Raw genomic sequence first — 26451 nt, 5'->3', positions numbered from 1 at the left:
ATCGGGGAGCGTTACGCCGGGACGAGCTCGCCGGTGGGCTCCTCGCTGGGCAGCTCCACGTGGGCGCCGAGGTCGCGGAGCTTCTCCATGAAGTTCTCGTAGCCGCGGTTGATCAGCGAGATGCCGTGCACCGTGGAGGTGCCCTCGGCGGCCAGCGCGGCGATCAGGTACGAGAAGCCGCCCCGCAGGTCCGGGATGACCAGCTCGGCGCCGATCAGCTTGGACGGGCCGGAGACCACGGCCGAGTGGAGGAAGTTGCGGCGGCCGAAGCGGCACGGGGTGGCGCCCAGGCACTCGCGGTAGAGCTGGATGTGCGCGCCCATCTGGTTGAGCGCCGAGGTGAAGCCCAGCCGCGACTCGTACACCGTCTCGTGGACGATGGAGAGCCCGCTGGCCTGGGTCAGCGCGACCACCAGCGGCTGCTGCCAGTCGGTCTGGAAGCCGGGGTGCACGTCCGTCTCCAGGGCGATCGCCTTGAGCTCGCCGCCCGGGTGCCAGAACCGGATGCCCTCGTCGTCCACCTCGAAGGCGCCGCCGACCTTCCGGAAGGTGTTGAGGAAGGTCATCATCTCCAGCTGGCGGGCGCCGCGGACGTAGATGTCGCCCTTGGTGGCCAGCGCCGCGCAGGCCCAGGAAGCCGCCTCCAGGCGGTCCGGGAGGGCCTTGTGGTTGTAGCCGCCGAGCTCGTCCACCCCGGTGATCAGGATGGTGCGGTCGGTGCCCATGGAGATGATCGCGCCCATCTTCTGCAGCACGCAGATCAGGTCGACGATCTCCGGCTCGATGGCCGCGTTCGCCAGCTCGGTGACGCCCTCGGCCAGCACGGCCGTCAGCAGCACCTGCTCGGTGGCGCCCACCGAGGGGTAGGGCAGCTCGATCTTGGTGCCGCGTAGGCGCTGCTGGGCCACCAGGTAGGTGCCCTGCGGGTGCTTCTCGATGGTCGCGCCGAACTGGCGGAGCACCTCGAAGTGGAAGTCCACCGGCCGGCCGCCGATGTCGCAGCCGCCCAGGCCCGGGATGAAGGCGTGGCCGAGGCGGTGCAGCAGCGGGCCGCAGAACAGGATCGGGATCCGCGAGGAGCCCGCGTGCGCGTCGATGTCGGCGACGTTGGCGCTCTCCACGTGCGAGGGGTCGAGGATCAGCTCGCCGTCCTCGTCACCGGTGCGCACGGTGACGCCGTGCAGCTGCAGCAGGCCGCGGACGACCTTGACGTCGCGGATGTCCGGGACGTTGCGCAGTCTGCTGGGGCCCGTGCCGAGCAGGGCCGCGACCATGGCCTTGGGGACCAGGTTCTTCGCACCGCGGACGCGGATCTCGCCTTCGAGCGGGTTTCCGCCGTGGACCAGCAGGACGTCGTCGGTCATCGTTCTCGCAATCCGGGATGCCAAGGGAAGGGGCTGGGGATCGGGCGGGCGCGCGGCTGGGCACGGTCGACAGTGACCGGATCGAAGGCACACCACCACCTGTAGATGGTAATGGCCGGGCGAATGGTTCCTTTGCGCCCTAATAGTGATCGTGCTCTCTCCTCGGGCGCGTCGACCGCCGGGTACGGCCGTCCGGGTGAGGCCGCGCCGGGGGAACGGACCGGAGTGCGGGTTTCGTGTTGGGGCCGCCGAGGGCGCCGCCGTGGGGGATTATGGCGGCATGACCGGGGCCCTCTCCCACACCGGCCGACTCCTCGTCGCGACTCCCGTGCTGACCGACCCGAACTTCGCCCGGGCGGTGGTGCTGCTGCTCGACCACGACGCGCAGGGGGCGCTCGGGGTGGTGCTGAACCGGCCGACCCCGGTGGAGGTCGAGCGGGTGCTCGACGGCTGGGCGGCGCTGGCCGGGCGTCCGTCGGTGGTGTTCCAGGGCGGGCCGGTCGGTCTCGACTCGGCGCTCGCGGTGGCCGTCGTCCCCGGTGAGCCGGGCCAGGCCGAGCCGCTCGGCTGGCGCCGGGTGCACGGCGCGATCGGGCTGGTCGACCTGGAGGCCCCGCCCGAGGTGCTGGCCGGGGAGCTGGGCGGCCTGCGGGTCTTCGCCGGCTACGCCGGCTGGTCGCCCGGCCAGCTGGAGGCCGAGATCGCCGAGGGTGCCTGGTACGTGGTGGACTGCGAGCCCGGCGACGTCTTCGACCCGCAACCCGAACGGCTCTGGCGCGCGGTGCTGCGCCGCCAGCGCGGGCCGTTGGCGCTGCTGGCCACCTACCCGGACGACCCGACGCTGAACTGACGGTGCCGCCCGCCGGTGCTGGCCCGTCCCCGAGGGGCGCCCATAGACTTGGCAGCCATGAGCACTCTTGAGCCCGAACGCGGCCTCGGTACCGGCACCCTGGTCGAGCCCGTCCCCCAGACCTCGCACGGGGACGGCGACCACGAGCGCTTCGCGCACTACGTCCAGAAGGACAAGATCATGGAGAGCGCGCTCTCCGGCACCCCGGTGGTCGCGCTCTGCGGCAAGGTCTGGGTGCCCGGGCGCGACCCGAAGAAGTACCCGGTCTGCCCGATGTGCAAGGAGATCTTCGACGGCATCGAGCAGCCGGACGGCGACAAGGACAAGTAGGCCGCCCCTGACCGGGGCCGGCCGCGTGCATTGGTCTATGCCAATTGCGGGTGGGCGGGGCAGGATGTCCGCATGGACCTCCTCCCCGCTCCGCTCGCCGCGCAGTACGCCGAGGGTGAGGCACTGCCCCTCGGCCCCGCCACCACCCTGACCGCCGGGCCCGGCACCGAGGCGGTCGCCGCCTGGCTGCGCGCCGCCCTGACCGCCGCCACCGGCCTGCCGCTGCCGCCCGGTGCCCCGGAGGGGTCGGGCATCGTCCTGGCGCTCGACCCGGTGCTGGCCGCCGAGGAGTACCGGCTCACCGTCCGCGAGGGCCGGGCCACCATCGCCGGCGGCACCTCGGCCGGGGTCTTCTGGGGCGCCCAGACCCTGCGCCAGCTGCTCGGCCCCGAGGCCCTGCGCCGCGCCCCGCTGCGCCGCGAGGGCTGGGCGCTGCCGGTCGGCGAGGTGCGCGACGCGCCGCGGTTCGGCTGGCGCGGGGTGCTGCTGGACGTCTCCCGGCACTTCCTGCCCAAGGCGGACGTGCTGCGCTTCCTCGACCTGATGGCCGCGCACAAGCTCAACGTCCTGCACCTGCACCTCACCGACGACCAGGGCTGGCGGATCGAGATCCGCCGCCACCCTCGGCTGACCGAGGCCGGCGCCTGGCGCGAGCGCTCGATGGTCGGCTTCCGGGCCGCCGACCGCCGGGACGACCAGCCGCACGGCGGCTACTACACCCAGGACGACCTGCGCGAGATCGTCGCCTACGCCGCCGACCGGCAGATCACCGTCGTCCCCGAGATCGACCTGCCCGGCCACGCCCAGGCCGCCATCTGCGCCTACCCCGAGCTCGGCAACACCGACGTGGTGGACACCGCCGCGCTCGGCGTCTGGACCGACTGGGGCATCAACCCCAACGTGCTCAACGTCTCCGAGGCCACCCTGCGGTTCTTCGAGGAGGTGCTGGAGGAGGTGCTGGAGCTCTTCCCCTCGGAGTTCGTGCACCTCGGCGGGGACGAGTGCCCCAAGGACCAGTGGAAGGCCAGCCCGGCCGCCCAGGCCCGGATCGCCGAGCTCGGGCTCAAGGACGAGGAGGAGCTGCAGAGCTGGTTCATCCGGCACTTCGACGGCTGGCTGGCCGCGCGTGGGCGTCGGCTGATCGGCTGGGACGAGATCCTGGAGGGAGGGCTCGCTGAGGGTGCGGCCGTCTCCTCCTGGCGCGGGTACGAGGGCGGGATCGCCGCCGCCAAGGCCGGGCACGACGTGGTGATGTGCCCCGAGCAGCACGTCTACCTGGACCACCGGCAGGCGGCGGGGGAGGAGGAGCCGATCCCGGTCGGCTACGTGCGCACCCTGGAGGACGTCTACCGCTTCGAGCCGGTGCCGCCGGAGCTGGCCGGCACCCCGGCCGCCGCCCACGTGATCGGCACCCAGGCCAACCTGTGGACCGAGTTCATGAACGACGCCCGGGACGTGGACTACCGCGCCTTCCCCCGGCTCGCGGCCTTCGCCGAGGTGGCCTGGTCCGACCTGCCGCGCGAGCCGGCCGCCCGTGACTGGGCCGGCTTCGCCGGGCGGATGGCCACCCACTACCGGCGGCTGGACGCGCTCGGCGTGGAGTACCGCCACCCGGACGGGCCGCGCCCCTGGCAGCGCCGCCCCGGGGTGGTCGGCCGCCCGATCGACTGAGGCCGATCCGGGCAGGTGGGAACCTGGCTACCGGGCGGAACGTCAAGAACAGGTGAACATCTGGTCCCGTTCGGACCGGGTGGGGTGGACGGCGCCCGGATTCGTCCGGGATTCTTCCCACTTGCAGGTGACCCCGGCGCTGATCACCGCGCATTGTGTGCCACAGTTGCCCAACCCGCACCGATCGCCCGTACCCTACGGGCCAGAGCGTTCGGCTGGGCCGGCGCGATCGGTAGGGCCGGGGCGGGGCAGGCGATGGGCAAGTTGGAGCACGGTGGAATCCTGGTGAACCGGACGATCATGCTGCCGGCCTCGCTCGACGAGGCCGTCGAGGCGCTCGCGGCCACCCCCTCGGCGGTGCCGGTGGCCGGGGCCACCGACCTGATGGAGGCCGTCAACGCCGGCCGCCTGCGCCCCGGCTCGCTGCTCGGCCTCGGCCGGATCAACGAACTGCGCGGCTGGCGCTACGAGGACGGCGGCACCGCCGTGCTCGGCGCCGGCCTCACCCACGCCCGGATGGACCGCCCCGACTTCGCCGCGCTCATCCCCGCCCTCGCCGACGCCGCCCGCACCGCCGGCCCGCCGCAGATCCGCAACGTGGGCACCCTCGGCGGCAACATCGCCACCGCCGCCCCCACCGGCGACACCCTCCCGGTGCTGGCCGCCCTGGAGGCCACCGTCACGCTGGCCCGGGCCGGCGCCACCCGCGAGGTGCCGGTCAGCCACCTGCTCACCGGCCTCGACCCGCTGCGCCCCGGCGAGCTGCTCACCTGGGTCCGGGTACCCCTGCTGCACGCCCCGCAGGTCTTCCTCAAGGCCACCGGCCGCAGCGGCCCGGCCCGCGCCGCCGCCTCCGTCGCCCTGGTGCTCGACCCCGCCCGGCGCGCCGTCCGCTGCGCGGTGGGCGCCGTCGCCCCCGTCCCGCTGCGGCCGCTGGAGGCCGAGGCCTGGGTGGCCGGCTGCATCGACTGGGACGCCCGCGGCGAGGAGGGCGCCACCCTGATCGACCCGGCGGCCGCCGCCGCCTTCGGCGAGTACGTGGCCGCCGCCTGCGTCCCCGACCCCCCGGAGGGGCTGGTGCCGGACGAGGGGCGGGCGGCGGTGGCCGCCAGGCTGCGGCGTACCGTATCGGTGCTGGCCCGACGGGCTCTGGGAAGGGCGCTGAAGTGACGACGGACTCGATCGGCCTCGGCCACGTGGACCTGGACCCGCTGGGCGGGGCCGGCACGGTTGGTGGTTTCGGCGGGCCCGAGGCGCGGCCCTGCGCCTCGTACACGCTGCGGGTCAACGGCGTCGAGCGGCCGGTGACCGACGCCTGGATCGGCGAGAGCCTGCTCTACGTGCTGCGCGAGCGCCTCGGCCTGGCCGGGGCCAAGGACGGCTGCGAGCAGGGCGAGTGCGGGGCCTGCTCGGTGCAGGTGGACGGCCAGCTGGTGGCCGGCTGCCTGGTGCCCGCCGCGCTGGCCAGCGACAGCGAGATCGCCACCGTGGAGGGGCTCTCCGCGCACGGCACCGCGAGCGACGTGCAGCAGGCGCTGGCCGACTCGGGCGCGGTGCAGTGCGGCTACTGCACCCCCGGCCTGGCGATGGCCGTGCACGACCTGCTCCAGCGCAACCACCGCCCCAGCGAGGTCGAGGCCCGGCAGGCGCTCTGCGGCAACCTCTGCCGCTGCACCGGCTACCGGGGCGTGCTGGCCGCCGTCCAGACCGTGGCCGACGCCCGCGCGGTGGAGGAGGAGCCGGTCGAGGAGGCCCAGACCGAGGCGCCTGCCCCTGATTCCGCTCCCGCCGCTGTTTCCGCTCCGGTCGAGGGTGCCGCTCCGCTGCTGCCGGCCCAGTCCGCCGGCGACCTGCCGCTGGCCGGGGAGCTCCCGCTCTACGCCGACTCCGAGCTCTGGGTCGAGGCCGAGCCGCCCGCCCAGCCCACCGCCGCCGGCACCGGCGTCGGCGTGGTCGGGTTCGATCCCGAGGGGCAGCCCGCCGCGCAGGCCCCTGGGCAGGTCGACGGTTTCGCGGACACCACCCACCAGACCGGCGTCTACGAGCCGGCCGGCTACGGCTACCCGGCCCCCGCCGCGCCCGAGCCGGCCTACGGCTCCGGGTACGACGCGGTGTACGAGACCGGCACCTTCGACGCCGGGGCCTTCCTCACCGGCAGCTTCGACACCGGGGTCTTCGAGCCCGGCGCCTTCGAGGCCGCCGTGGCCGCCGCCGACGCCCACCCGGGCGCCGGCTTCCCCGCCTTCTACGAGGCCGGTTTCGAGCCCTCCGGCTACGAGGCCACCCCGGCCCACGGCACCGCCCACGACGGCCTCGGCCACGAGGGCACCCCCGCCCACGGCACCCCGTACCCGGCCACGCCGCCGCACGGTGTCCCGGCCGCCGGCCACGGCGCCGCGGACTCCGGCACCCCGGCCTACGGGACCCCGGTGCCGCCCGCCTACGGTACGGACTTCCCGGCCGCCGCCCACGCCCAGCCTCCGGCCCCCGAGGACGACCACGCATGAGTTCGCCCACCGACCTCGCCCCGGCCCCGGCCGCCGTCGAGGAGGCGCCGGCCGCCGAACCGTACGGCCTCGGCAGCCGCCCCACGCGCAGCGACGCGCTGCCCAAGGCGCTCGGCATCTACCCGTACGCCGCCGACCTCTGGGCCGAGGGCCTGCTCTGGGGCGCCGTGCTGCGCTCCCCGCACCCGCACGCCCGGATCCTCTCGGTCGACCTCTCCGCCGCGCTCGCCATCCCCGGCGTGCACGCCGTGATCACCGCCGACGACCTGCCGCCCGGCCCCGAGGGCGCCGTGGACGGCGCCCCGCAGGGCCCGATCGTCGCCGACCGCCCGATCCTGGCCGCCGGCCTCGTCCGCCACCAGGGCGAGCCGATCGCCGCCGTCGCCGCCGACCACCCCGACACCGCCCGGCTGGCCGCCGCCGCCGTGCTGGTCGAGTACGAGCTGCTCGAACCCGTCACCGACCCCGAGCAGGCCTTCAACGCCCCGGCCCTGCACCCCGACGGCAACCTCTTCCGGCACATCCCGCTGCGCACCGGTGACCCCGAGGCGGTCGGCGAGATCGTGGTCGAGGGCCTGTACCAGGTCGGCCGCCAGGACTCGGCCCCGATCGGTGCCGAGGCCGGCCTCGCCGTGCCCCGCCCGGACGGCGGCGTCGAGCTGCACCTCTCCTCCACCGACCCGCACGGCGACCGCGACCGCACCGCCGCCTGCCTCGGCCTCGAACCCGACCGCGTCCGCCTGGTCGTCACCGGCGTGCCCGGGGCCACCACCGACCGCGAGGACCTCTCCTTCCAGGTCACCCTCGCGCTGCTCGCGCTGCGCACCGGCCGCCCGGTGAAGATGACCCTCACCCGCGAGGAGTCCTTCCAGGCCCACACCGCCCGGCACCCGGCCCTGCTGCGCTACCGCCACCACGCCGACGCCGAGGGCCGGCTGGTCAAGGTGGAGGCGCAGATCCTGCTGGACGGCGGCGCCTACGCCGACGTCTCGGCCGAGGCGCTGGCCGCCGCCACCGCCTTCTCGGTCGGCCCCTACACCTGCCCGAACGTCTTCGTGGACGCCTGGGCCGTGCGCACCAACAACCCGCCGGCCGGGCGGATGCGCGGCGAGGGCGCCCTGCAGAGCTGCTTCGCGTACGAGTCCCAGCTCGACCAGCTGGCCCTGCGGCTCGGCCTCGACCCGCTGGAGGTCCGTCGCCGCAACGCGATGGCCACCGGTGACCCGATGCCCACCGGACAGGCCGTCACCTGCCCGGCCCCGGTGGCCGCGCTGATCGACGCCGTCTCCGCGCAGCCGCTGCCGGCCCTGCCGGTGGACGCGCCCGAGGGCGAGTGGCTGCTGCCCGGCGGCCCGGGCGGGGCCGGCGACCCGGCCGCCGTCCGGCGCGGCATCGGCTACGCCGTCGGCATGGTGCACATGCTCGGTGCCGAGGGCGAGGACGAGGTCTCCACCGCCACCGTACGGGTCAGCGGCGACCACGCCACCGTCATCTGCGCCGCCGTGGACGCCGGCCAGGGCTTCGCCACCCTCGCCCGGCAGATCGTCCAGAGCGTGCTCGGCGTCTCCGAGGTCTACATCGCCCCGGTCGACAGCGACCAGTCGATCGCCGGCCCCTCGGCGCGCGGCCGGCACACCTGGGTCTCCGGCGGGGCCGTGGAGCGGGCCGCGCTGATGGTCCGCCACCAGCTGCTCCAGCCGATCGCGGCCAACTTCGGCATGTCCGTCGAACTCCTCTCGATCGCCGACGGCAAGATCACCTCCTACGACGGCGTGCTCGGCATGCCGGTCACCGAGGCCCTGGAGGGCAAGGAGCTCTGGGCCACCGCCCAGTGCCGCCCGCACCCCACCGAGCCGCTGGACGAGAACGGCCAGGGCGACGCCTTCGTCTCGGTCGCCTTCTGCGCCATGCGGGCCGTCGTCGACGTGGACATCGAGCTCGGCGCCGTCCGGGTCGTCGACGTGACGGTCGCCCAGGACGTGGGCCGCGCCCTCAACCCCCGCCAGATCGAGGACCGCATCGAGGCCGGCGTCGCCCAGGGCATCGGCCTCGCCCTCCTCGAGGACCTCCGCACCGAGGGCGGCCGCCTCCTCAACCCCTCCCTCACCGGCTACCGCCTCCCCACCGCCCTCGACACCCCCGCCCTCCACATCGCCGCCCTCCTCGAAGAACGCGACGTGGTCGCCACCTTCGGCGCCAAGGCCGTCTCCGCCGTCCCCGCCGTGGTCGCCCCCGCCGCCGTGGCCGCCGCCGTCCGCGCCGCCACCGGCCTCCCGGTCGGCCGCCTCCCGATCCTCCCCGAGGACGCCACCGTCCTGCCCTGACCGCTCTGACCAGCCCCGGCCCCGGCCGAAGCTCAGGAGAACCTCAACTCCCGGGTGAGGACCCCGTGTGGGTCGGTGGGGGCGTGCCCGCGTCAGACGAGGGGGCGATACGATCGCACCGGGACCGCCCCGCCGTACGGGGCGGATCACGGGGAGCGGTACTGACGGCCATGAAGGCTTTGACGGGTGACGGGGTAGGGATGACGCTGACCAGGTTCGTGCGCGCACTCGGTGCCACAACACTCGTCGGGGGCCTGCTGCTCGCGGGCGTGCCGGCGGCTTCGGCCGATCAGGTGCGGGACGCGCAGTGGCCGAACAAGTACTTCGACTTGGACAAGGTCTGGTCGGTGAGCAAGGGTGACGGCGTGATCGTCGCTGTCATCGACAGCGGGGTCGAAGCGAACCACCAGGACTTGTCCGGCAGCGTCCTCCCGGGGTATGACCCGGATGGTGAAGGACTCAACACCAATCCGACGGACCCGCACGGGACCGGCATGGCGGGTCTGATCGTCGGTCACGGGCACGGGAGCCGTGAGGGTGCGCTCGGTCTGGCGCCCGGAGCGAAGGTCCTACCGATCTTCAAGTCGTCTGAGGGACACCGCGATGCGGTCCCCGAGGACATCCGTTGGGCTGTCGATCACAATGCCAAGGTCATCAACATCTCGTTGGCCAGCGACAATCAGAACGCCAAACTCGCGGATGCGGTCTCCTACGCTGCCCAACATGATGTGCTCATCGTGGCTGGTTCAGGGAACGACGGTGGTCATGTCCTGAGCCCGGCCAATGAGCCGGGAGTTCTGGCTGTTGGTGCTGTGGACAAGACGAACGCTATCTGGAACAAGTCCAGTTATGGGCCCGAGATCATGCTGACCGCCCCTGGCGTCGACATTGTGTCCACAGGGCCTTGCGATGGTGGCCAGTACTGCATCGGTGACGGGACATCCAACGCAACTGCGTACGTCTCTGCAGCTGCGGCACTGGTGCGAGCCAAATTCCCGAAGCTGACGGCGGGGCAGGTGGCTAACCGGCTGATCAAGTCAGCACTTGTCCCCTCTGCACTCAAGGGGGCCAAGCTGCCTGACACGCACTATGGGTACGGCATCCTTCGCCCGTATGAGGCATTGACTCAGGACATCCCGACTGGGCCGGCGCAGGGTCCGCTCGCGAAGCCCACCGGTGCAGTGGATGGCTCGGCGACAACCCAGGGGGGCGTCGCTCCCACGGGTGCTACACCGGACAGCCCGACACCGCCGAAGCTGGTATCGAGCGGCAAGAGCACCAGTGGGCTCATGATCGGTGCGGGCATCGGCCTGGTAGTGCTCATCGTCCTCGTGGTCGTGATCATCCTGGTGGCCCGCCGCAAGAAGACGCCGCCGCCCGCGCCGCCGGCTCCGCACGGCGGCCAGCCCGGTTGGCAGCCCCAGCAGCCGCAGTACCCGGGGCAGTACCAGCAGCAGCCGCCGTACCCGAACCAGCCTTACGGCAACCAGGCGCCGCCCCAGGGCTACCCGCTGCAGCAGCCGTACCAGAACCCGTACAACCAGGGCGGTAACGATCAGCGTTGAGGGTGTGTCAGCACCCTCGGCCCAAGCGCTACGATCGAATGCTCTGATTGCCCGCTGAGGCCCGCTCACCCGGGCCGCCAGCACACCCGCCGGAGCCAGTACCAGACGGGGAAGTATCGACACTCCAGGGGGAGAGAGCCGTATGTCAGACGGATACCGGGTCAACACCGACGAGCTGGAGGCGGTCGTGAAGCGACTGCGCACCCTCCAGCAGAACGTCGGCCAGACTGCTGACAAGTCGAAGTACAACACGGTCGCCAGCCAGGGTGACTTCGGTGGCGACTTCACCGAGGCCCACACCCTCTTCACGGCCCACGACAACATGAAGCAGTTCCTGGACGACACCTGCCTCAAGCTCAACCAGCTGATCGGCGAGTTCGGTGACAAGACGCACACCGTCACCACCTCGTACCGGGACCTCGAGGAGCAGGGCCGGGTCACCATGAACGCCCAGCACCCGAACGGGAGGGCCGTCTGACATGGCTCGTCAGAACACCGAGTTCGAGCAGTACAACCTGAACCATCTCAAGGGCATGGTCGACGGCTCGAACCACAGCCGGCTCACCGAGATCGCCGACCACTGGAGCGCCGTCCACGACGAGCTCCAGTCCGCGGCCGAGGACCTGAAGTCCGCCGTCGCGCACGCCATGCAGAACTGGCAGGGCGACTCGGCCCAGGGCTTCTCCAATCGGGCCCAGGACATCCACGTCAGCATGGTCAACACTGCTGCCCACGCCAAGAACACGTCCGCCGCGATGGCGTACGCGGGCAAGGCGCTGGAGCAGACCAAGACGGCGATGGACTCCATCCACGACCCGAGCACCTGGGACAGTGGCTGGAAGTGGGTCTCTGACGGTGGCGACCGCTCGGACGCTCAGTTCAAGGCCGACCTCGCGGCGGGCATGCCGCGCCTCCAGGCGCTGGAGAAGAACAAGGACCAGCTCTCGGCCGGCGAGGTCGCGCACCAGAACGCGATCGCCGTCATGGAGAACCTGTCTCCGCAGTACATCGAGGCTGCAAAGCTGATGGACCCGCCGGATCGAGGTGGCGTTAGTGGCGAGAAGCGCTTCCCTCCTCCGCCAGATAACCCGCCCATCAGCACTCCGCCCACCCCGCCCGGCACGGTGCCGAACCCGCACATGCCCGTGATCCCGCCGGGCGGTGGCGGTAACCCGCCGGTGCACACTCCGCCGGGCGGGGGGAACCCCGTGCCCATCACGCCGGTCGGCTTCCCGCAGCCGCCGATCACGCACCCGGGTCCCGGGCCTGTGGTGCCGCCGTACTCTCCGCCGGTGACGCATCCGATCGGGCCGGGGCATCCGATGCCGGATCCGATCGGGACGGTCGTGCCGCCGCCGAAGCTGGGGATCGACGGGGTGAACCCGCCGGTCGTCTCGCCTGGGCCGATCACCGGGATGCCCGGTGGTGGGGGCGGTGGGTTCGACATGGGCGGTGGTGGCGGCGGTCTCGGGGGTGGCCTCGGGGGCGGTGGCGGCATCGTCGGTGGTGGTAGTGGGTTCGGTGGGCTGCCTGGTGGCGGGCTGGCCGGGCTCGGGAGTGGTGGCGGCGCCGGCGGTGGCCTGGGCGGCTCGGGTAAGGTCGGCGGGGCCGGCGGCCTCGGGACCGGCGCGGGTGGCGCTGGGGCCGGTGGTGCTGGAGCCGGTAAGGCCGGTGCTCCCGGGGCCGGCGGCATGCATGCGCCCGGTGGGCTCGGCGGTGCCGGTGGGGCCAAGGGTGGCGCGGCCGGCAAGGGCAGCGGCCTGACCAAGCGGGCCGGTGGCACTGTCGGCGGGGCTAAGGCCGGTGCCGGTCGGAGCGCGTTCACCCAGGGCGGTTCCGGCCTGGGTAAGGGGCGCAACGGTGCCAACGGCCAGCCCGGGATGGGTGGCCATGGCGCCGCGAACAAGAAGAAGAACGGGACGAAGGGCCACCGCCCGGACTACCTGGTCGAGGACGAGGACACCTGGCGTACCGGCGGCGGGGCCAACCCGCCCGTGATCGAGTAATCGGGTAGGGGAAGAGAAGAAGCCCGGTCGGTTCGCTGGAATGGCGAGCCGGCCGGGCTTTTTCATGCAACGAAAGCAGGAAAAGGAAATGGCGAAATCCCGGCCGGCGTGTGGTGGAGAATGCCGGTCGGGAATTTCGTCGGTGGAGGCCATGACGGGAATCGAACCCGTGTAAACCGCTTTGCAGGCGGTTCCCTAAGCCACTCGGGCACACGGCCGTGAAGGGTGGGGCAGGGTGGGACAAGGGGTGGTGCGGCGGGGGCGTCAGCCGCGACAACAGCGGAGGGAGGTGGGACAGGTGCGGGGCGTCTGCTGGGCCGCCGTCTTGCTGTTCATGTTCCACCTCTTTCGGGCTCTCGCTGTTTCGGTGAATTCATCATAGGGGGACGGGGGAGGGGTGCGTCAACGTTCTTGTATGAATTCTGTGTTTCGCGGTGTGCTACGGTCGAAGACAGATGGCGCGTGGAACGGCCATCTCCGGACGAGTGCGTCGTACCCGGCACGACAAGACGACGCAGTGGGAATCCGGCAGTGGCGGCAAGAGGCGGCCACGCCGGTCGCTGCTGCGGAGGTTGTCGTCATGGCCTGGGTCGTGCTCGTGGTCGCCGGTCTGTTGGAGACCGTGTGGGCGGTGGCGCTGGAGGCGTCCAAGGGGTTCTCGCGGCTGGTGCCGAGTGCCGTGTTCGCGGTGGCGCTGGTGCTGAGCATGGGCGGGCTCGCGTACGCGATGAAGAGCATCCCGTTGGGGACGGGGTACGCGGTGTGGGTCGGGATCGGGGCGATCGGCACGGCGGTGTACGGGATGGCGGCGATGGGGGATGCCGCGACGGTGGCCCGGATCGGGTGCCTGCTGCTGATCGTGTCGGGTGTGGTGGGGCTCAAGGTGCTGCACTGACCGGGCAGGGGACCAGGGCCTGCGGGGGAGAAGAGTTCAGCCCGTAGGTCAGGAGTCACCGGAGCGTTCGGGACTTACCATGAGAGGCATGTCCACTACCTCCTCCGCCGCCACCTCGGCCGATCCGTCCCGCGCCATCGCGCCGCCCGAGGAAGGCGAGGAGGGCGGGGTGCTCAGCGGCCCGTACCGGGCGCTGACCCTGGGGATCGTCTCGGTGGTGCTGCTGCTGGCCTTCGAGGCCACGGCGGTGAACACCGCGATGCCGGTGGCCGCGCGGCAGCTGGACGGTCTTGGGCTGTACGCGTTCGCGTTCTCCGGGTACTTCACCTCCACGCTGTTCGCGCTGGTGGTGTCCGGGCAGTGGTGTGACCGGCGCGGGCCGATGGCGCCGCTGTTCAGCGGGATAGCCGTGTTCGGGGCCGGGCTGGTGGTGGCCGGGACGGCGGTGAACATGTGGCTGTTCGTGGCCGGGCGGGCGATCCAGGGCCTCGGCGGCGGGTTGGTGATCGTCGCGCTGTACGTGGTGGTCGGGCGGGCCTTCCCGGAGCGGCTGCGGCCGAAGGTGTTCGCGGCCTTCTCGGCGGCCTGGGTGCTGCCCTCGATCGTGGGGCCGGTGGTCTCCGGGGCCGTGACGCAGCACCTCGGCTGGCGCTGGGTCTTCCTGGCGGTGCCCGCGCTGATCGTGCTGCCGCTGGCCGTGATGGGCCCGGCGCTGCGCCGGGCCGAGAAGCGGCAGCCGAGCGGGCTCGGCGCGGAGATCGACCGGCGGCGGACCGGTCTGGCCGCGATGGCGGCGCTGGGCGCCGGGCTGCTGCAGTACGCCGGCCAGCGGCTGGACCCGTGGGCGCTGGTGCCGGCCGCGGCAGGGGCGGGCCTGCTCTTCCCGGCCGTGGTGCGGCTGCTGCCGGCCGGGGCGCTGCGGGCGGCCCGCGGGCTGCCGACGGTGATCCTGCTGCGCGGGGTGGCGGCCGGGGCGTTCTTCGCGGCGGAGGCGTTCATCCCGCTGATGATGGTGACCCAGCGCGGGCTCTCGCCGACGATGGCCGGGCTGACGCTGACCAGCGGCGGGCTCTCCTGGGCGCTCGGCTCCTGGCTGCAGGGCCGCCCGGGGGCGGACCGGCACCGGGAGGCGCTGATCCGGCTGGGCTTCGTGCTGACGGCGGTGGCGATCGCCGGGGCGGCGCTGGTGCTGGTGCCGGGTGCGCCGGTCTGGGTGGCGGCGGTCTTCTGGGCGGTCGGCGGCATCGGCATGGGCCTCGCGGTGGCGAGCATCTCGGTGCTGATGATGAAGCTCTCCGCGCCTGAGGACGCCGGGGCCAACTCGGCCTCGCTCCAGATGAGCGACGCGCTGGGCAACGTGCTGCTGATCGGCCTGGCCGGCGTGCTGTTCTCCGCGCTCGGCGGCGGTTCGGCGGCGGCCGCCGCAGGCGGTGGTGCGGTGCCCGCGGCGGCGTTCGCGGTGATCTTCCTGGTGATGACGGGCGTGGCGCTGGCCGGGGCCGTGCTCGCGGTCCGCACCAAGCCGTAGCCGTAGCCGTAGAAGTCAGGCCTTGGCGGAGGGGGCTGCGGCCGGGGTGCCGAGGAAGGTCTCCCAGCCGCCGGTGGGGGATTCGCCGGGGTTGAGGCCCTGGAGCTTGCGCAGCACCGCCGGGTCCTGGGCCTCCAGCCACTGGGTGAGCTGGCGGAAGGAGACCAGGCGCACGTCCGGGTGGGCGGCGATCGCGGTGAGGGCCTCCTCGACGGCGTTCATGTAGATGCCGCCGTTCCACTGCTCGAAGTGGTTGCCGATGTAGTACGGCGCCCGGTTCGAGTGGTACGCGCGGTCGAAGCCGGCCAGCAGCGCGTCGCGGGCCTGGGTCTGCCAGGCGGCGTGCTTGGCCGGGTCGCCCTTGGTGTTGTCGCCGGACTGGTTGTACATGATGTTGTAGTCCATCGAGAGCACCTGGAAGGTGTGCCCGGGGAAGGGGATGGACTGCAGCGGGAAGTCCCAGAGCGCGCCGCCCTGGAACTTCTGCGGCCAGACCTGGAGCCCGCCCGGGCCGCTGCTGTCGTACTTCCAGCCGCGCGCGGCGGCCGTCGGGAGCAGGCCGCGCTGGCCCTCCAGGCACGGGGTGCGGCCGCCGATCAGCTCCTTGCGGTAGTCGAAGGGCAGCGCGGGCAGGTCGGTGAAGCCCGTGTTGGTCTTCCAGTTCATCACGAAGTCCATCGCCTGCTGGATCTCGCTGTCCCACTCCTCGGGCGACCAGCGGCCGCCGCCGTTCGCGCCGCAGAAGTGGCCGTTGAAGTGGGTGCCGATCTCGTGGCCCTCCAGCCAGGCCGCGCCGATCTGCTGGAGCGTGTCGTGGATGTGCTGGTCGCTCAGGTAGCCGATGTCGCTCGCGCCGACCCGGTGCTGGGGCGGGTGGTAGAGGTCCTTCTTGCCCTCGGGCAGGGTGTAGATGCCGCTGAGGAAGAAGGTCATCGAGGCCTTGTGGTCCTTGGCCAGCTGGCGGAAGCGGGTGAAGAGCCTGTTGTCGAGCTCGCCCGCGCCGTCCCAGGAGAAGACCACGAACTGCGGCGGCTGCTCGCCCGGCCTGAGGGCCACCGGCTTGGGCTGGCCGGGCTGCGGGCCGGTGTCGGAGGTGGAGCCGTCGCCGATCAGGGTAGCCGGTGGCTTGGGGGCCGGGCTGGGCGCGGCCGGGTGGCCAGAGGGTGGTACGGCGGCGGCGCTGGGGCCGGCCTGTTCGCCTTCGCTGGTGTTGGCGGAGCCGCAGCCGGCGGCGAGGGTGGCGGCGGTGGCGGCCCCGGCGGTGAGCAGGGTCCTGCGGGAGAGTGCGTCCATGGTCACGTCCGTTCCGGGGCCCGCAACAAGTCAGATGAGTGATCGGGAGAACCGATCGAGAAATCAGATGAGTGATCGAGTGATGAGTGGTTGAGCATGACATGCGGTTGACGGTTCGTCGGGCAGGACGCGGCCGTCCGTTCGGCACTCGTACCGGTTTGCGCCAACGGTTTGGCCTGTTCGGCCCAGGGCCTCGCACGGATCGCGCCGGGTGGCTGCCGCGTAGCCGGATCTTGCTCGGGTACCGTCGGCTGGGAAGGGCCCGGGCGTGCGGAGGTGGTGGCCAGCGATGTGGCAGTCGGTCGTGGACACCTACCGGGAGCGGATCTACGACACCGGTCGGCAGCCGCTCTTCCTGCTGCTCTGCGGGCTGATCGGGGCGTTCCTGTTCATCCGGTTCAGCGTCCGGATGATCCGCCGGGGCACCAGCTGGTGGCCCGGCAACGTCACGCCCGGCGGCCTGCACATCCACCACGTGGTCTTCGGCCAGGCGCTGATGCTGGTCGGCGGGGTCGGCGCCTTCGCCGTCCGGGGCGACGGCGGGGCGCTACGCGACGGCCTGGCGCTCGGCTTCGGGATCGGGGCCGGGCTGGTGCTGGACGAGTTCGCGCTGGTGCTGCACCTGGAGGACGTCTACTGGAAGGAGCAGGGCCGCAAGTCGGTGGACGCGGTGATCCTCACCGCCGCGCTGATCGGCCTGCTGCTGCTCGGCGAGGTGCCGTTCGGTGGGTTCGAGGGCGGGCTGCGGCCCGGTCAGCTCGCGGTGGCGGCCCTGGTGCTGGCGCTGGTGATGGTCTGTCTGGTCAAGGGCAAGCTCTGGACCGGCCTGCTCGGCGTGATGCTCTGGCCGCTGGCCGCCGTCGGCGCGATCCGCCTCGCCCGCCCGCGCAGCCCCTGGGCCCGCTGGCGCTACCGCTCCCGCCCCAAACGGCTGGCCCGGGCCGAGCGGCGCGAGGCCCGGATCCACCGTCGGCTGGTCGCCGTCAAGACCAGCGTCTTCGACGCGATCGCCGGCACCCCCGACCGCTCCCCGGAGCCGCCGCCCGAGCCGGAGGTCTGGGAGCCGTACGTGCCGCCGCCGCTGCCCGCCTGGCGCGGCCGGTGCGCGAGCGCCGCCGAGTGGTACCTGCGGATCGCCACCCTGCTCAACCTGGTCGCGGGCTGGATTGCGCCCTTCCGCGACCAGGTGCAGCGGGCCAACCGGGGCGAGTACTTCACCCCCGTGCTGATGACGGCCGGCTTCACCGCCGCGCTCTTCGCCGGGCTGCTCGCGGTGATGCTGCGCCGCCGCAAGCGGGCCGCCTGGATCGTCGCCACCGTCGTCACCACCGGCTACGCCGGGATCTTCCTGCTCGCCCTGATCGCCCTGCCGGAGGACCGCGCGCACCCCTTCAACTGGATCTCCGCCGGGCTCACCCTGGGCCTGCTGGCCGTGCTGCTGCTCGGCCGCCGGGCCTTCCACGCCAAGGGCGGGCGCGGCAACATCGTGCTCGGCCTGGCCGTGCTGCTGCTCGGCGGGGCCGCGCTGGTGCTGATCGGCGCGCTGCTGGTCCGCGACACCTACAGCGGCTACGTGCCGGACTGGGGCGAGGCGACCACCTACGTGGGCCTGCGGCTGGTCACCCTCTCCGGGATCGTCGAGTACGTGGACCTGGACGTGCCCGGCTGGGTCGACCTGCTGATCAACGGCTTCGGCGCCGCCCTGCTGCTGGTCACCCTGCGGGTCTTCTTCCGCTCCGCCCGGGCCGCCGAACGGCTCGGCCCCGAGGACGAGGAGCGGCTGCGGGCCCTGCTGGAGCGGCACGGCGCCCGGGATTCGCTCGGCTACTTCGGGCTGCGCCGGGACAAGTCGGTGGTCTGGTCGCCCAGCGGCAAGGCCGCCGTGCTGCACCGGGTGGTCAACGGCGTCTCGCTCGCCTCCGGCGACCCGCTGGGCGATCCGGAGGCCTGGCCGCAGGCCATCCAGCGCTGGCGCGAGCTGGCCCGCGAGCACGGCTGGGTGCCGGCCGTCACCGGAGCCGGCGAGCGGGCCGGGGAGGCGTACCGGCGGGTCGGGCTGCGCGCGCTCGAGCTGGGTGACGAGGCCGTGGTGGAGACGGCCGGCTTCACCCTGGAGGGCCGCTCGATGCGCACCCTGCGCCAGACCCACAACCGCGTGCGGCGGGCCGGCTACCGGGCCGTGGTGCGCCGTCACCGGGACGTGCCCGAGGCCGAGTTCGCCGAGCTGGCCCGGCTGGCCGACGCCTGGCGGCACGGCCGCACCGAACGCGGCTTCTCGATGGCGCTCGGCCGGCTCGGCGACCCGGCCGACGGCGACTGCCTGCTGCTGGAGTGCCGGGACGAGCACGACCGCACCTGCGCCCTGCTCAGCTTCGTGCCCTGGGGCGCGCACGGCCTCTCGCTGGACCTGATGCGCCGGGACCGCGAATCCGACCACGGGCTGGTCGAGTACCTGGTCTGCGAGCTGCTGCTGCGGGCGAGCGCCGGGCAGCTGGCGGTGGTGCGGGTCTCGCTGAATTTCGCGATGTTCCGCTACGTCTTCGAGCAGGGCGCCCGGATCGGCGCCGGGCCGGTGCTGCGGCTGCTCCGCTCGGTGCTGCGCTTCCTCTCCCGCTGGTGGCAGCTGGAGTCGCTCTACCGGGCCAACGCCAAGTACCAGCCGGCCTGGGAGCCGCGCTTCCTGCTGTACGAGAAGTCCTCCGAGCTGCCGGCCGTCGCGGTGGCCAACGCGATGGCCGAGGGCTTCCTGACCCGGCCTCAGCTGCGCCGGGGCTCGCTCACCCGGTCGGGGTAGGTGCGGGTGCCGCCCGCCGCCCGGCCGGTCAGGCTGGGCCCTGGCAGCGGAAGGAGCGGCGGGTGCGGGAGGGCAGGAGCCTCTGGCCGGGCACGATCGCGGCCGGGCTGGCGCTGGTGGCCGGAGCCTGGCTGCTCCAGGGCGGCACGCTGCCGCCGCTGCCCGGCGCCGAGCAGGCGCTGGGCGCAGTCGGCTCCGAGGTCTACGCGCCGCCGCGCCCCCGGGCGGTGCCCACCCGGGTCAGGATCCCCCGGCTCGGCGTGGACGCCCCCGTCACCACCCTCGGCCTGGACCGGGAGGGCCGGCTGGAGGCCCCCGCGGACACCGACCGCAACCTGGCCGGCTGGTACCGGGAGGGCGTGACGCCCGGCCAGCGCGGCACCGCCGTGCTGGCCGGCCACGTGGACACCCGGGAGGGCCCGGCCGTCTTCTACGGCCTGGGCAGCCTGCGCCGCGGCGACCAGCTGGAGGTGGCCGGAGCCGACCGGGGCGCCTCCTGGTTCGTGGTGGACGCGGTGGAGGTGTACCCGAAGAAGGACTTCCCGGACGAGAAGGTGTACGGCCCCGGCCGGGGCTCGCAGCTGCGGCTGATCACCTGCGGCGGGAGCTACCGCGAGGGCGAGGGCTACGACGGCAACGTGGTCGTCTTCGCCCACCTGGTCCGGGGGGTGTCGGCATGAGGGGCACGCGAACGAGGACGGAGGCGCCGGGATGACCGGGCCCGAAGGCAGGACGACCCGCTCGCTCGCGGGGTGGAACCCGCTGGACTGGCCGCTGACCCACGGGGTGATCCCCGCGCTGGTGCTGGTGGTGGGCTTCGCCGCGCTGGCGGCGCTGGCCTGCTCCCGCTCGCCGCGCTGGTGGCTGGTGCGGCTGCCGCTCGCGCTGCTGCTCGCGGCCGGCATCACCACGCTGCTCCAGTTCACGGTGGACGACTGGTGGCAGCCCTGGCCGGACGGGCTGCCGCACAAGGTGACCTTCTGGGTCGGCCTGGGCGTGCTGGGCCTCTGCCTGGCGGCGCTGCGGCTGCGCCGGCAGTCCTGGCGCCGGCGCGGGCTCACCCTGCTGGCCGCCGCGCTGGTGCTGCTGATGTCCGCCTCGCAGGTCAACCGGTTCTACGACCAGTACCCGACCGGCCGGGTGCTGCTCGCGCCCTGGCTGGACAAGACCGGCAAGCTCAGCACCGGCCGGGCCTCGGCCGTGGTGACCACCCCGCCCGGCAAGGTGCTGGCCGAGGTCTGGCACCGGCCGGCCGGCCTGCCGGCCAAGGGCACCGTCTCCACCACGCCCGTGCCCGGGGTGAAGTCCGGCTTCCAGGCCCGGGACGCCTACGTCTACCTGCCGCCCGCCTACCAGGCCGAGCCCCGGCCGCTGCTGCCCGTGCTGGTGCTGATGGCCGGTCAGCCCGGCTCGCCCGCCGACTGGATCAACTCCGGCTCGCTGCCCGAGCAGCTGGACGCCTTCGCCGCCGCGCACGAGGGGCTGGCCCCGATCGTGCTGGTGGTCGACCAGACCGGCTCCACCTGGGGCAACAACCTCTGCATGGACTCGCGGATCGCCAAGGGGCAGACCTACCTGGCCGAGGACGTACCGGACTGGATCACCGCCCACCTGCAGACCGCCACCGGCCGCACCGCCCGTTCGATCGGCGGGCTCTCGCTGGGCGGCACCTGCTCGCTCCAACTGGCCGTCAACGCGCCCCAGGTCTACGGCTCCTTCCTGGACATCTCCGGCCAGGAGGAGCCCACCCTGGGCAGCCACGGCGAGACGGTGCAGGCCGCCTTCGGCGGGGACGAGGCCGCCTTCGACGCCGTCGACCCGCTGCACGTGATGGCCCGGCAGCGCTTCCCCGACACCGCCGCCGCCTTCGTGGTCGGCGCCGGGGACGGCGAGTACAAGCCGCAGGCCGAGAAGGTCTACGCCGCCGCCGTGAAGGCCGGGATGAAGGCGAAGTTCATGACCGTGCCCGGCGGCCACGACTGGAACACCTTCCGCGCCGGGCTCGGCGACAACCTCACCTGGCTCGCCCAGCAGACGGGACTGATCCGATGACCGGCACGGCCGCCGAGGCCCGCCCCACCACCCCGCGCCCGGAGCGCGGCTGGCTCCGCTGGGCCCGGGGTCTGGCCCCGCTCTGGACCCAGCTGCGGGCGGCCCCGCTCACCATCGCCCTGGTGGTGGCCCTCTGGGTGGTCGGCGGCCTCACCGGCAGCCTCGGCGCGGGCCCGCCGCAGCACCTGCTGGAGCAGGTCGGGGTGGGCATCCCGACCCTGCCCGGCCACTGGTGGACCCCGGTCACCTCGCTGCTCTGGTGCTCGGGCCTGGGCTCGTACGTGGTGACCACCCTGCTGCTGCTGGTCTTCGGCCCGCTCGCCGAGCACCGGCTCGGCCGCCCGCTCACCGTGCTGACCCTGCTGCTCGGCCAGGTGCTCGGCAGCCTGCTGGGCACCGGCGCCGTCCGCCTCGGCATCGGGGCCGGCCTGGAGTGGACCGAGACGATCAAGGACCACATCGCCGTCGGCCCCACCGTGGGCGTCTTCGCACTGGCGGCCGCGGTGGCCGCCCGGCTCACCGTGCTCTGGCGCCGCCGGGTGCTGCTGCTGGTGGTGCTGGTGCCGCTGGTGATGCTGCTGTACGTGGGGCACCTCCAGTCCGTGCAGCGGGTCTTCGCGGTGCTGGTGGGCCTGGGCATCGGGGCCTGGCTGCGGCGCGGGCAGCCGCGGGCGCCCCGGGCGGTGTCCTGGACCGAGACCCGGGTGCTGGTGGCGCTCTGCCTGGCCGCCACCGCGCTCGGGCCGCTGATCGCCTCGCTCTACGCGGACGCCGCCGGCCCGTTCACCAGCTTCAGCGACCTCTACTACTCGCACGTGCCCACCGGCGACGAGGTCGCCGCCGCCTGCGAGGAGTCGGCCCGGGCCTGCGCCCGCGCCCACTCCACCCACCGGTTCTTCCACTCGCCCGGCCTGCTGATGGCCGCCCTGGTGCCGGCCCTGCTGCTGGTGCTGGCCGAGGGCCTGCGGCGCGGCCTGCGGTTCGCCTGGCGGGTCACCGCCGTCACCGAGCTGGCCTGGATCGCGGTGCTCTGCTGGGTGCTGGCGCTGAACTACGACGACTTCGCCCAGGACGGCGGCACCCGCTACCTCTTCGAGCTGATCGGCGAGGCGCTGCTGCTCCCGGTGCTGATGCTCGTCCTGCTGCTGGTGACCCACCGCCGGTTCGACCAGCGGCTGCCCCGGCGCGACCTGCGGCGGCTCGCGGTGGTGGTCGGGGCGGCCCTGCTGCTGGCCTGCGGCGCGTACGTCGGGATCGGCTGGCTGGTCCGCGACCAGTACGAGCCGGACGCGACCCTGGGCGCGCTGCTGCGCGGGCTGCCCTCCGAACTGCTGCCGCCTGCCTACAACGACCTGGTGCCGGACTACCCGATCGCGGCCGGCGGCACGGCGCAGTCGTTGGAGATCTACTGCGGAGTGTTGTTCTGGGCCGTCGCCCTGGTGGCCCTGCTGCTGGCCTTCCGGCGGCCGGTGGTGCACGTGGCGGCCGAGGACGCCGCCCGGGCCCGGGGGCTGCTCACCGAGTACGGCGGTTCCACCCTCTCCTTCCTGACCACCTGGGACGGCAACCACTACTGGTTCGAGGAGGGCGGCGAGGCGGCCGTCGCCTACCGGGTCTTCGCCACCGTCGCGCTCACCACCGGTGACCCGTTCGGCGAGCCGGCCGCCCGGGCGCGGGCGGTGGCCGGGTTCGCCCGGTACTGCGACGCGCGGGGCTGGACGCCCTGCTTCTACAGCGTCACCCCGCAGACGCTTGCCGCCGCCCAGGCGCTCGGCTGGCGCTCGCTGCAGGTGGCCGAGGACACCGTGGTGCCGCTGGCCGAGCTCGCCTTCACCGGCAAGAAGTGGCAGGACATCCGCACCTCGCTCAACAAGGCCGCCAAGCAGGGCATCACCGCCGAGTGGTGGAGCTACCCCGAGGCGCCGCTGGGCCTGCGCGACCAGGTCCGCTCGATCTCCGAGGAGTGGGTGGCCGACAAGGGCCTGCCCGAGATGGGCTTCACCCTCGGTGGGCTGGCCGAGCTGGAGGACCCGGCCGTGCGGGTGCTGGTCGCCGTGGACGGCGACCGCACGGTGCACGGGCTGACCAGCTGGATGCCGGTGTACGAGGACGGCGCGGCCGTCGGCTGGACGCTGGATTTCATGCGGCGGCGCAGCGACGGCTTCCGGGGCGTGACGGAGTTCCTGATCGCCTCGGCGGCGCTCGGCTTCCAGGAGGAAGGTGCGCGGTTCCTGAGCCTGTCGGGCGCGCCACTGGCCCGGGCCGAGCGGGGGGAGACGGCCACGGCGCTGCAGCGGATGCTCGACTGGATGGGGAAGGCGCTGGAGCCGGTGTACGGCTTCCGGTCGCTGCTGGCCTTCAAGGCGAAGTTCCAGCCGGAGTACCGGCCGATGTACATGGTGTATCCGGATCCGGCGGCGCTCGGAAGTATCACGAGGGCGATCGGGAAGGCTTACCTGCCGCACATGACGGCGGGGCAGGGGGTCCGCCTGATGCGGAAGCTTTCGGCTTAGAGCAACCACAGCAGGGGCGCGGGGCCCCTCTTGATTAACTGCGTGCGCGCGCAACCGTGCAGCTTCGTGGGCGGTTGCGCGCGCAGTTCCCCGCGCCCCCAAGGGGTTACCCGAACAGTTGGGCCAAGGCGCCGTCGGCGTCCAAGTAGAGGTGTTCGTTGCCCTCGGGGACGGCGACGTAGCTGTGCCAGAGGAAGCGGCGGAGGGCGGCGGCCTCGAACTGGAGGAGGGCGATGCCCTCTGCCGCGCGGAGTTCGATCATGGTGCGGTGGCCTCGGGTAGGGCGGATGTGGACGTCGCCGAGGCCGGAGGGGGTGTCGAGGCCGGTGGCGAGGAGGTGGCGGGCGAAGACCCACTCGATCTCCTGGCCGTCGGTCTCGGCGTCGAGGGAGTACTCGGCGGGGAAGAGCATCCGGACGGCCAGCGGGTCCTCGCCGCGGTAGTGGAGGGTGACCCGCAGCAGGGCGGAGCGCTGGGCGGACAGGATCAGCCGGGCCTGGACGACCTGCTCGACAACCTTGGACATGGGTTCCTCCCGGGGGGCCGTGGGGCGCGCGCCGCGTGGGACGGCTGCGCCGGATGAAGCTCTCGCAGCCTTGAGAGTCGGCGGGGGCGGAACTCTTACCGGGTTTCGGCTGGGCAATCGAGTGACGGCCGTCACAGCCCCGGCCAGTGTGACGTTCGCGTCCCCCGGGAGTCGAATCGGGGGCCCGCGGGGACGCCGCAGGTCAGCGCCACGAGGGGCCGCGCGGGGGTCGGCGGGGGGCTCGTGTCGAACTCCGGGAGCGGGGGCGGCCCGGTAGGCTAGGCGGGTTGTCCGACCGTCAACCGACCGCAGCGTTGGCCGTGATCATGGCCCTGACCTGCGACGACCCCCTCGGAGACCGTGAGTACTGCCGCCGCTTCCCCGATGACTCCGCTGTTCTCGGACGCCCAGCCGCACGCCGCCGTGCGTGCCTCCGCCGCACCCTCGCACCACCTCTCCCCGGCCTTCCCCGGCCGTGCCCCCTGGGGCACGGCGGGCAAGCTGCGGGCCTGGCAGCAGGGCGCGCTGGACAGGTACATCGAGAAGCAGCCCCGCGACTTCATGGCCGTCGCGACCCCGGGCGCAGGCAAGACCACCTTCGCGCTCACCCTGGCCTCGTACCTGCTGCACAACCACCTGGTGCAGCAGGTGACCGTGGTCGCCCCGACCGAGCACCTCAAGAAGCAGTGGGCCGAGGCCGCCGCCCGGATAGGCATCCGGCTGGATCCGGCGTACTCCTCGGGGCCGCTGTCGAAGGACTACCACGGCATCGTGGTGACCTACGCGGGTGTCGGGGTCAACCCGATGCTGCACCGGAACCGGACCGAGGCCCGCAAGACCCTCGTGATCATGGACGAGATCCACCACGCCGGTGACTCGAAGTCCTGGGGCGAGGCCTGCTTCGAGGCCTTCGAGCCGGCCACCCGGCGGCTCGCGCTGACCGGTACGCCGTTCCGCTCCGACACCAACCCGATCCCGTTCGTCACCTACGAGCAGGACACCGACGGGCTGCGCAAGTCGGTGGCCGACTACACCTACGGCTACGGGCACGCGCTGGCCGACCACGTCGTGCGGCCGGTGATCTTCCTCAGCTACAGCGGCAACATGCGCTGGCGCACCAAATCCGGCGACGAGCTGGAGGCGCGGCTCGGCGAGCCGATGACCAAGGACCTGATCGCCCAGGCCTGGCGCACCGCGCTGGCCCCGCAGGGCGAGTGGATCCCGAACGTGCTGCGGGCCGCCGACAAGCGCCTCACCGAGGTGCGCAAGGCCATCCCGGACGCGGGCGGACTGGTGATCGCCACCGACCAGAACGCGGCCCGGGCCTACGCCAAGATGATCCGGGAGATCACCGGCACCAAGGCCACCCTGGTGCTCTCCGACGAGGCCGAGGCCTCGCAGCGGATCTCCGACTTCTCGGCCAACGACGACCGGTGGATGGTCGCCGTCCGGATGGTGTCCGAGGGCGTCGACGTGCCGCGGCTGGCGGTCGGGGTGTACGCCACCTCGATCTCCACCCCGCTGTTCTTCGCCCAGGCCGTCGGCCGCTTCGTGCGCGCCCGCAAGCGCGGCGAGACGGCCTCCGTCTTCCTGCCCTCGGTGCCGATGCTGCTCGGCTTCGCCAACGAGATGGAGCTGCAGCGCGACCACGTGCTGGACCGACCCAAGAAGGACGGCGAGGAGGGCCTCTTCGACGAGGAGGACCGCCTGCTCGCCGAGGCCGAGAAGGCCAACGACGGGCCGGACGGCGGCGGCGAGGAGCTCTCCTACGAGGCGCTCGGCTCGGACGCGGTCTTCGACCGGGTGCTCTACAACGCCATGGAGTTCGGGATGCAGGCGCACCCGGGCTCCGAGGAGGAGGAGGAGTACCTCGGCATCCCGGGCCTGCTGGAGCCGGACCAGGTGCAGATGCTGCTCCAGAAGCGGCAGACCAAGCAGATCCAGCGCTCCAAGAGCAAGCCGGCCGAGGAGGCCGACCTGCTCGAACTGCCCGCCGAGCAGCGGCCGGTGGTGACCCACCAGGAGCTGCGCGACCTGCGCAAGGAGCTCAACTCGCTGGTGGCCGCCTGGCACCACCGCACCAACCAGCCGCACGGCACCGTGCACAACGAGCTGCGCCGCCAGTGCGGCGGGCCGCTCACCGCGCAGGCGACGGCCAATCAGCTGAAGGCCCGGATCGCCCGGATCCGGGAGTGGGCCAACACCACGGCCTGAGCCGCAGGGCGGACGGAAG

At 73.0% G+C, this 26451-nt stretch carries 19 protein-coding genes, 1 tRNA gene and 1 riboswitch; of the genes, 16 read left to right on the top strand and 4 right to left on the bottom strand.

Going from position 1 to position 26451, the window contains the following annotated elements; all coding sequences use genetic code 11:
* Positions 1 to 11 precede the first annotated feature (11 nt).
* Complete coding sequence (gene murA, locus CFP65_RS13625; protein WP_104816344.1) at positions 12 to 1364, bottom strand: UDP-N-acetylglucosamine 1-carboxyvinyltransferase; 1353 nt, start codon at positions 1362 to 1364, stop codon at positions 12 to 14.
* A gap of 280 nt (positions 1365 to 1644) precedes the next feature.
* On the opposite strand from murA, the gene CFP65_RS13620 reads away from it, so the two are divergent.
* The 9 genes from CFP65_RS13620 to CFP65_RS13585 all read left to right on the top strand — a co-directional run bounded on the left by CFP65_RS13620 (position 1645) and on the right by CFP65_RS13585 (position 12617).
* Positions 1645 to 2214: a YqgE/AlgH family protein gene (locus tag CFP65_RS13620; RefSeq protein WP_104816343.1), complete on the top strand. Its 570-nt coding sequence runs from the start codon at positions 1645 to 1647 to the stop codon at positions 2212 to 2214.
* A gap of 57 nt (positions 2215 to 2271) precedes the next feature.
* On the top strand, positions 2272 to 2544 hold the full coding sequence (locus tag CFP65_RS13615) for a DUF3039 domain-containing protein (protein WP_168219597.1): 273 nt from the start codon (positions 2272 to 2274) through the stop codon (positions 2542 to 2544).
* Positions 2545 to 2616: 72 nt separating this feature from the next.
* Complete coding sequence (locus CFP65_RS13610) at positions 2617 to 4215, top strand: beta-N-acetylhexosaminidase (RefSeq protein WP_104816341.1); 1599 nt, start codon at positions 2617 to 2619, stop codon at positions 4213 to 4215.
* A gap of 300 nt (positions 4216 to 4515) precedes the next feature.
* Complete coding sequence (locus tag CFP65_RS39975; RefSeq protein WP_174805638.1) at positions 4516 to 5385, top strand: xanthine dehydrogenase family protein subunit M; 870 nt, start codon at positions 4516 to 4518, stop codon at positions 5383 to 5385.
* A complete protein-coding gene (locus tag CFP65_RS42495) occupies positions 5382 to 6722 on the top strand; it encodes a (2Fe-2S)-binding protein (protein WP_371682412.1) in 1341 nt (446 codons plus the stop codon). Before CFP65_RS39975 ends, CFP65_RS42495 begins: the two co-directional genes overlap by 4 nt.
* Positions 6719 to 9046 (top strand): xanthine dehydrogenase family protein molybdopterin-binding subunit, encoded by a 2328-nt coding sequence (locus CFP65_RS13600; protein WP_104816340.1) that lies wholly within the window; start codon positions 6719 to 6721, stop codon positions 9044 to 9046. Before CFP65_RS42495 ends, CFP65_RS13600 begins: the two co-directional genes overlap by 4 nt.
* 200 nt (positions 9047 to 9246) lie before the next feature.
* Positions 9247 to 10611, top strand: coding sequence for a S8 family serine peptidase (locus CFP65_RS13595; protein WP_104820861.1), 1365 nt, complete (start codon positions 9247 to 9249; stop codon positions 10609 to 10611).
* 142 nt (positions 10612 to 10753) lie between these two features.
* Positions 10754 to 11089: a hypothetical protein gene (locus CFP65_RS13590; protein WP_104816339.1), complete on the top strand. Its 336-nt coding sequence runs from the start codon at positions 10754 to 10756 to the stop codon at positions 11087 to 11089.
* Position 11090: 1 nt separating this feature from the next.
* Complete coding sequence (locus CFP65_RS13585; RefSeq protein ID WP_104816338.1) at positions 11091 to 12617, top strand: WXG100 family type VII secretion target; 1527 nt, start codon at positions 11091 to 11093, stop codon at positions 12615 to 12617.
* A gap of 143 nt (positions 12618 to 12760) precedes the next feature.
* On the opposite strand, the gene CFP65_RS13580 is transcribed toward CFP65_RS13585, so the two are convergent.
* Positions 12761 to 12835, bottom strand: a tRNA-Cys gene (locus CFP65_RS13580).
* Between the two features lie 239 nt (positions 12836 to 13074).
* Positions 13075 to 13136: riboswitch (guanidine-III (ykkC-III) riboswitch) on the top strand.
* A 61-nt stretch (positions 13137 to 13197) separates the two neighbouring features.
* Between CFP65_RS13580 and CFP65_RS13575 the strand changes: the two genes are divergently transcribed.
* Together CFP65_RS13575 and CFP65_RS13570 are read left to right on the top strand one after the other, a co-directional pair.
* Complete coding sequence (locus CFP65_RS13575; RefSeq protein ID WP_104820860.1) at positions 13198 to 13512, top strand: multidrug efflux SMR transporter; 315 nt, start codon at positions 13198 to 13200, stop codon at positions 13510 to 13512.
* Between the two features lie 88 nt (positions 13513 to 13600).
* Positions 13601 to 15040 (top strand): MFS transporter, encoded by a 1440-nt coding sequence (locus CFP65_RS13570; RefSeq protein ID WP_104816337.1) that lies wholly within the window; start codon positions 13601 to 13603, stop codon positions 15038 to 15040.
* A gap of 15 nt (positions 15041 to 15055) precedes the next feature.
* Here CFP65_RS13570 and CFP65_RS13565 read toward each other — a convergent pair whose 3' ends face one another.
* Positions 15056 to 16333 carry a hypothetical protein gene (locus CFP65_RS13565; protein WP_168219596.1) on the bottom strand — a complete coding sequence of 426 codons (1278 nt, stop codon included), beginning with the start codon at positions 16331 to 16333 and terminating at the stop codon, positions 15056 to 15058.
* A gap of 289 nt (positions 16334 to 16622) precedes the next feature.
* Between CFP65_RS13565 and CFP65_RS13560 the strand changes: the two genes are divergently transcribed.
* From CFP65_RS13560 to CFP65_RS13545, 4 genes are all read left to right on the top strand, one after another.
* Positions 16623 to 19127 (top strand): phosphatidylglycerol lysyltransferase domain-containing protein, encoded by a 2505-nt coding sequence (locus tag CFP65_RS13560; protein ID WP_104816336.1) that lies wholly within the window; start codon positions 16623 to 16625, stop codon positions 19125 to 19127.
* A 62-nt stretch (positions 19128 to 19189) separates the two neighbouring features.
* Complete coding sequence (locus CFP65_RS13555; protein ID WP_104816335.1) at positions 19190 to 19807, top strand: class F sortase; 618 nt, start codon at positions 19190 to 19192, stop codon at positions 19805 to 19807.
* 31 nt (positions 19808 to 19838) lie between these two features.
* Positions 19839 to 21179 carry an esterase family protein gene (locus tag CFP65_RS13550; RefSeq protein WP_104816334.1) on the top strand — a complete coding sequence of 447 codons (1341 nt, stop codon included), beginning with the start codon at positions 19839 to 19841 and terminating at the stop codon, positions 21177 to 21179.
* Entirely contained in the window at positions 21176 to 23692 is a 2517-nt protein-coding gene (locus CFP65_RS13545; RefSeq protein ID WP_104816333.1) for a DUF2156 domain-containing protein, read from the top strand. The genes CFP65_RS13550 and CFP65_RS13545 overlap by 4 nt, the downstream gene beginning before the upstream one ends.
* 106 nt (positions 23693 to 23798) lie before the next feature.
* Here CFP65_RS13545 and CFP65_RS13540 read toward each other — a convergent pair whose 3' ends face one another.
* Entirely contained in the window at positions 23799 to 24218 is a 420-nt protein-coding gene (locus CFP65_RS13540) for an SsgA family sporulation/cell division regulator (RefSeq protein WP_104816332.1), read from the bottom strand.
* A gap of 384 nt (positions 24219 to 24602) precedes the next feature.
* Here CFP65_RS13540 and CFP65_RS13535 point away from each other — a divergent pair, with 384 nt between their 5' ends.
* Entirely contained in the window at positions 24603 to 26432 is a 1830-nt protein-coding gene (locus CFP65_RS13535; protein WP_104816331.1) for a DEAD/DEAH box helicase, read from the top strand.
* Positions 26433 to 26451 lie beyond the last annotated feature (19 nt).

Source organism: Kitasatospora sp. MMS16-BH015 (assembly GCF_002943525.1).
In the GTDB taxonomy this organism is placed as follows: Bacteria; Actinomycetota; Actinomycetes; order Streptomycetales; family Streptomycetaceae; genus Kitasatospora.
Note: the sequence above shows the minus strand (reverse complement) of the source record. Positions and strands in the feature narration are given on the sequence as shown.

Coding starts and splice junctions, on each gene's coding strand:
- CFP65_RS13585 (WP_104816338.1), top strand. CDS start 11,091: ATGGCTCGTCAGAACACCGAGTTCGAGCAGTACAACCTGAACCATCTC.
- CFP65_RS13590 (WP_104816339.1), top strand. CDS start 10,754: ATGTCAGACGGATACCGGGTCAACACCGACGAGCTGGAGGCGGTCGTG.
- CFP65_RS13615 (WP_168219597.1), top strand. CDS start 2,272: ATGAGCACTCTTGAGCCCGAACGCGGCCTCGGTACCGGCACCCTGGTC.
- CFP65_RS13550 (WP_104816334.1), top strand. CDS start 19,839: ATGACCGGGCCCGAAGGCAGGACGACCCGCTCGCTCGCGGGGTGGAAC.
- CFP65_RS13535 (WP_104816331.1), top strand. CDS start 24,603: ATGACTCCGCTGTTCTCGGACGCCCAGCCGCACGCCGCCGTGCGTGCC.
- murA (WP_104816344.1), bottom strand. CDS start 1,364: ATGACCGACGACGTCCTGCTGGTCCACGGCGGAAACCCGCTCGAAGGC.
- CFP65_RS13575 (WP_104820860.1), top strand. CDS start 13,198: ATGGCCTGGGTCGTGCTCGTGGTCGCCGGTCTGTTGGAGACCGTGTGG.
- CFP65_RS13565 (WP_168219596.1), bottom strand. CDS start 16,333: ATGGACGCACTCTCCCGCAGGACCCTGCTCACCGCCGGGGCCGCCACC.
- CFP65_RS13610 (WP_104816341.1), top strand. CDS start 2,617: ATGGACCTCCTCCCCGCTCCGCTCGCCGCGCAGTACGCCGAGGGTGAG.
- CFP65_RS13620 (WP_104816343.1), top strand. CDS start 1,645: ATGACCGGGGCCCTCTCCCACACCGGCCGACTCCTCGTCGCGACTCCC.
- CFP65_RS13560 (WP_104816336.1), top strand. CDS start 16,623: ATGTGGCAGTCGGTCGTGGACACCTACCGGGAGCGGATCTACGACACC.
- CFP65_RS13540 (WP_104816332.1), bottom strand. CDS start 24,218: ATGTCCAAGGTTGTCGAGCAGGTCGTCCAGGCCCGGCTGATCCTGTCC.
- CFP65_RS13600 (WP_104816340.1), top strand. CDS start 6,719: ATGAGTTCGCCCACCGACCTCGCCCCGGCCCCGGCCGCCGTCGAGGAG.
- CFP65_RS13595 (WP_104820861.1), top strand. CDS start 9,247: ATGACGCTGACCAGGTTCGTGCGCGCACTCGGTGCCACAACACTCGTC.
- CFP65_RS13545 (WP_104816333.1), top strand. CDS start 21,176: ATGACCGGCACGGCCGCCGAGGCCCGCCCCACCACCCCGCGCCCGGAG.
- CFP65_RS13570 (WP_104816337.1), top strand. CDS start 13,601: ATGTCCACTACCTCCTCCGCCGCCACCTCGGCCGATCCGTCCCGCGCC.
- CFP65_RS39975 (WP_174805638.1), top strand. CDS start 4,516: ATGCTGCCGGCCTCGCTCGACGAGGCCGTCGAGGCGCTCGCGGCCACC.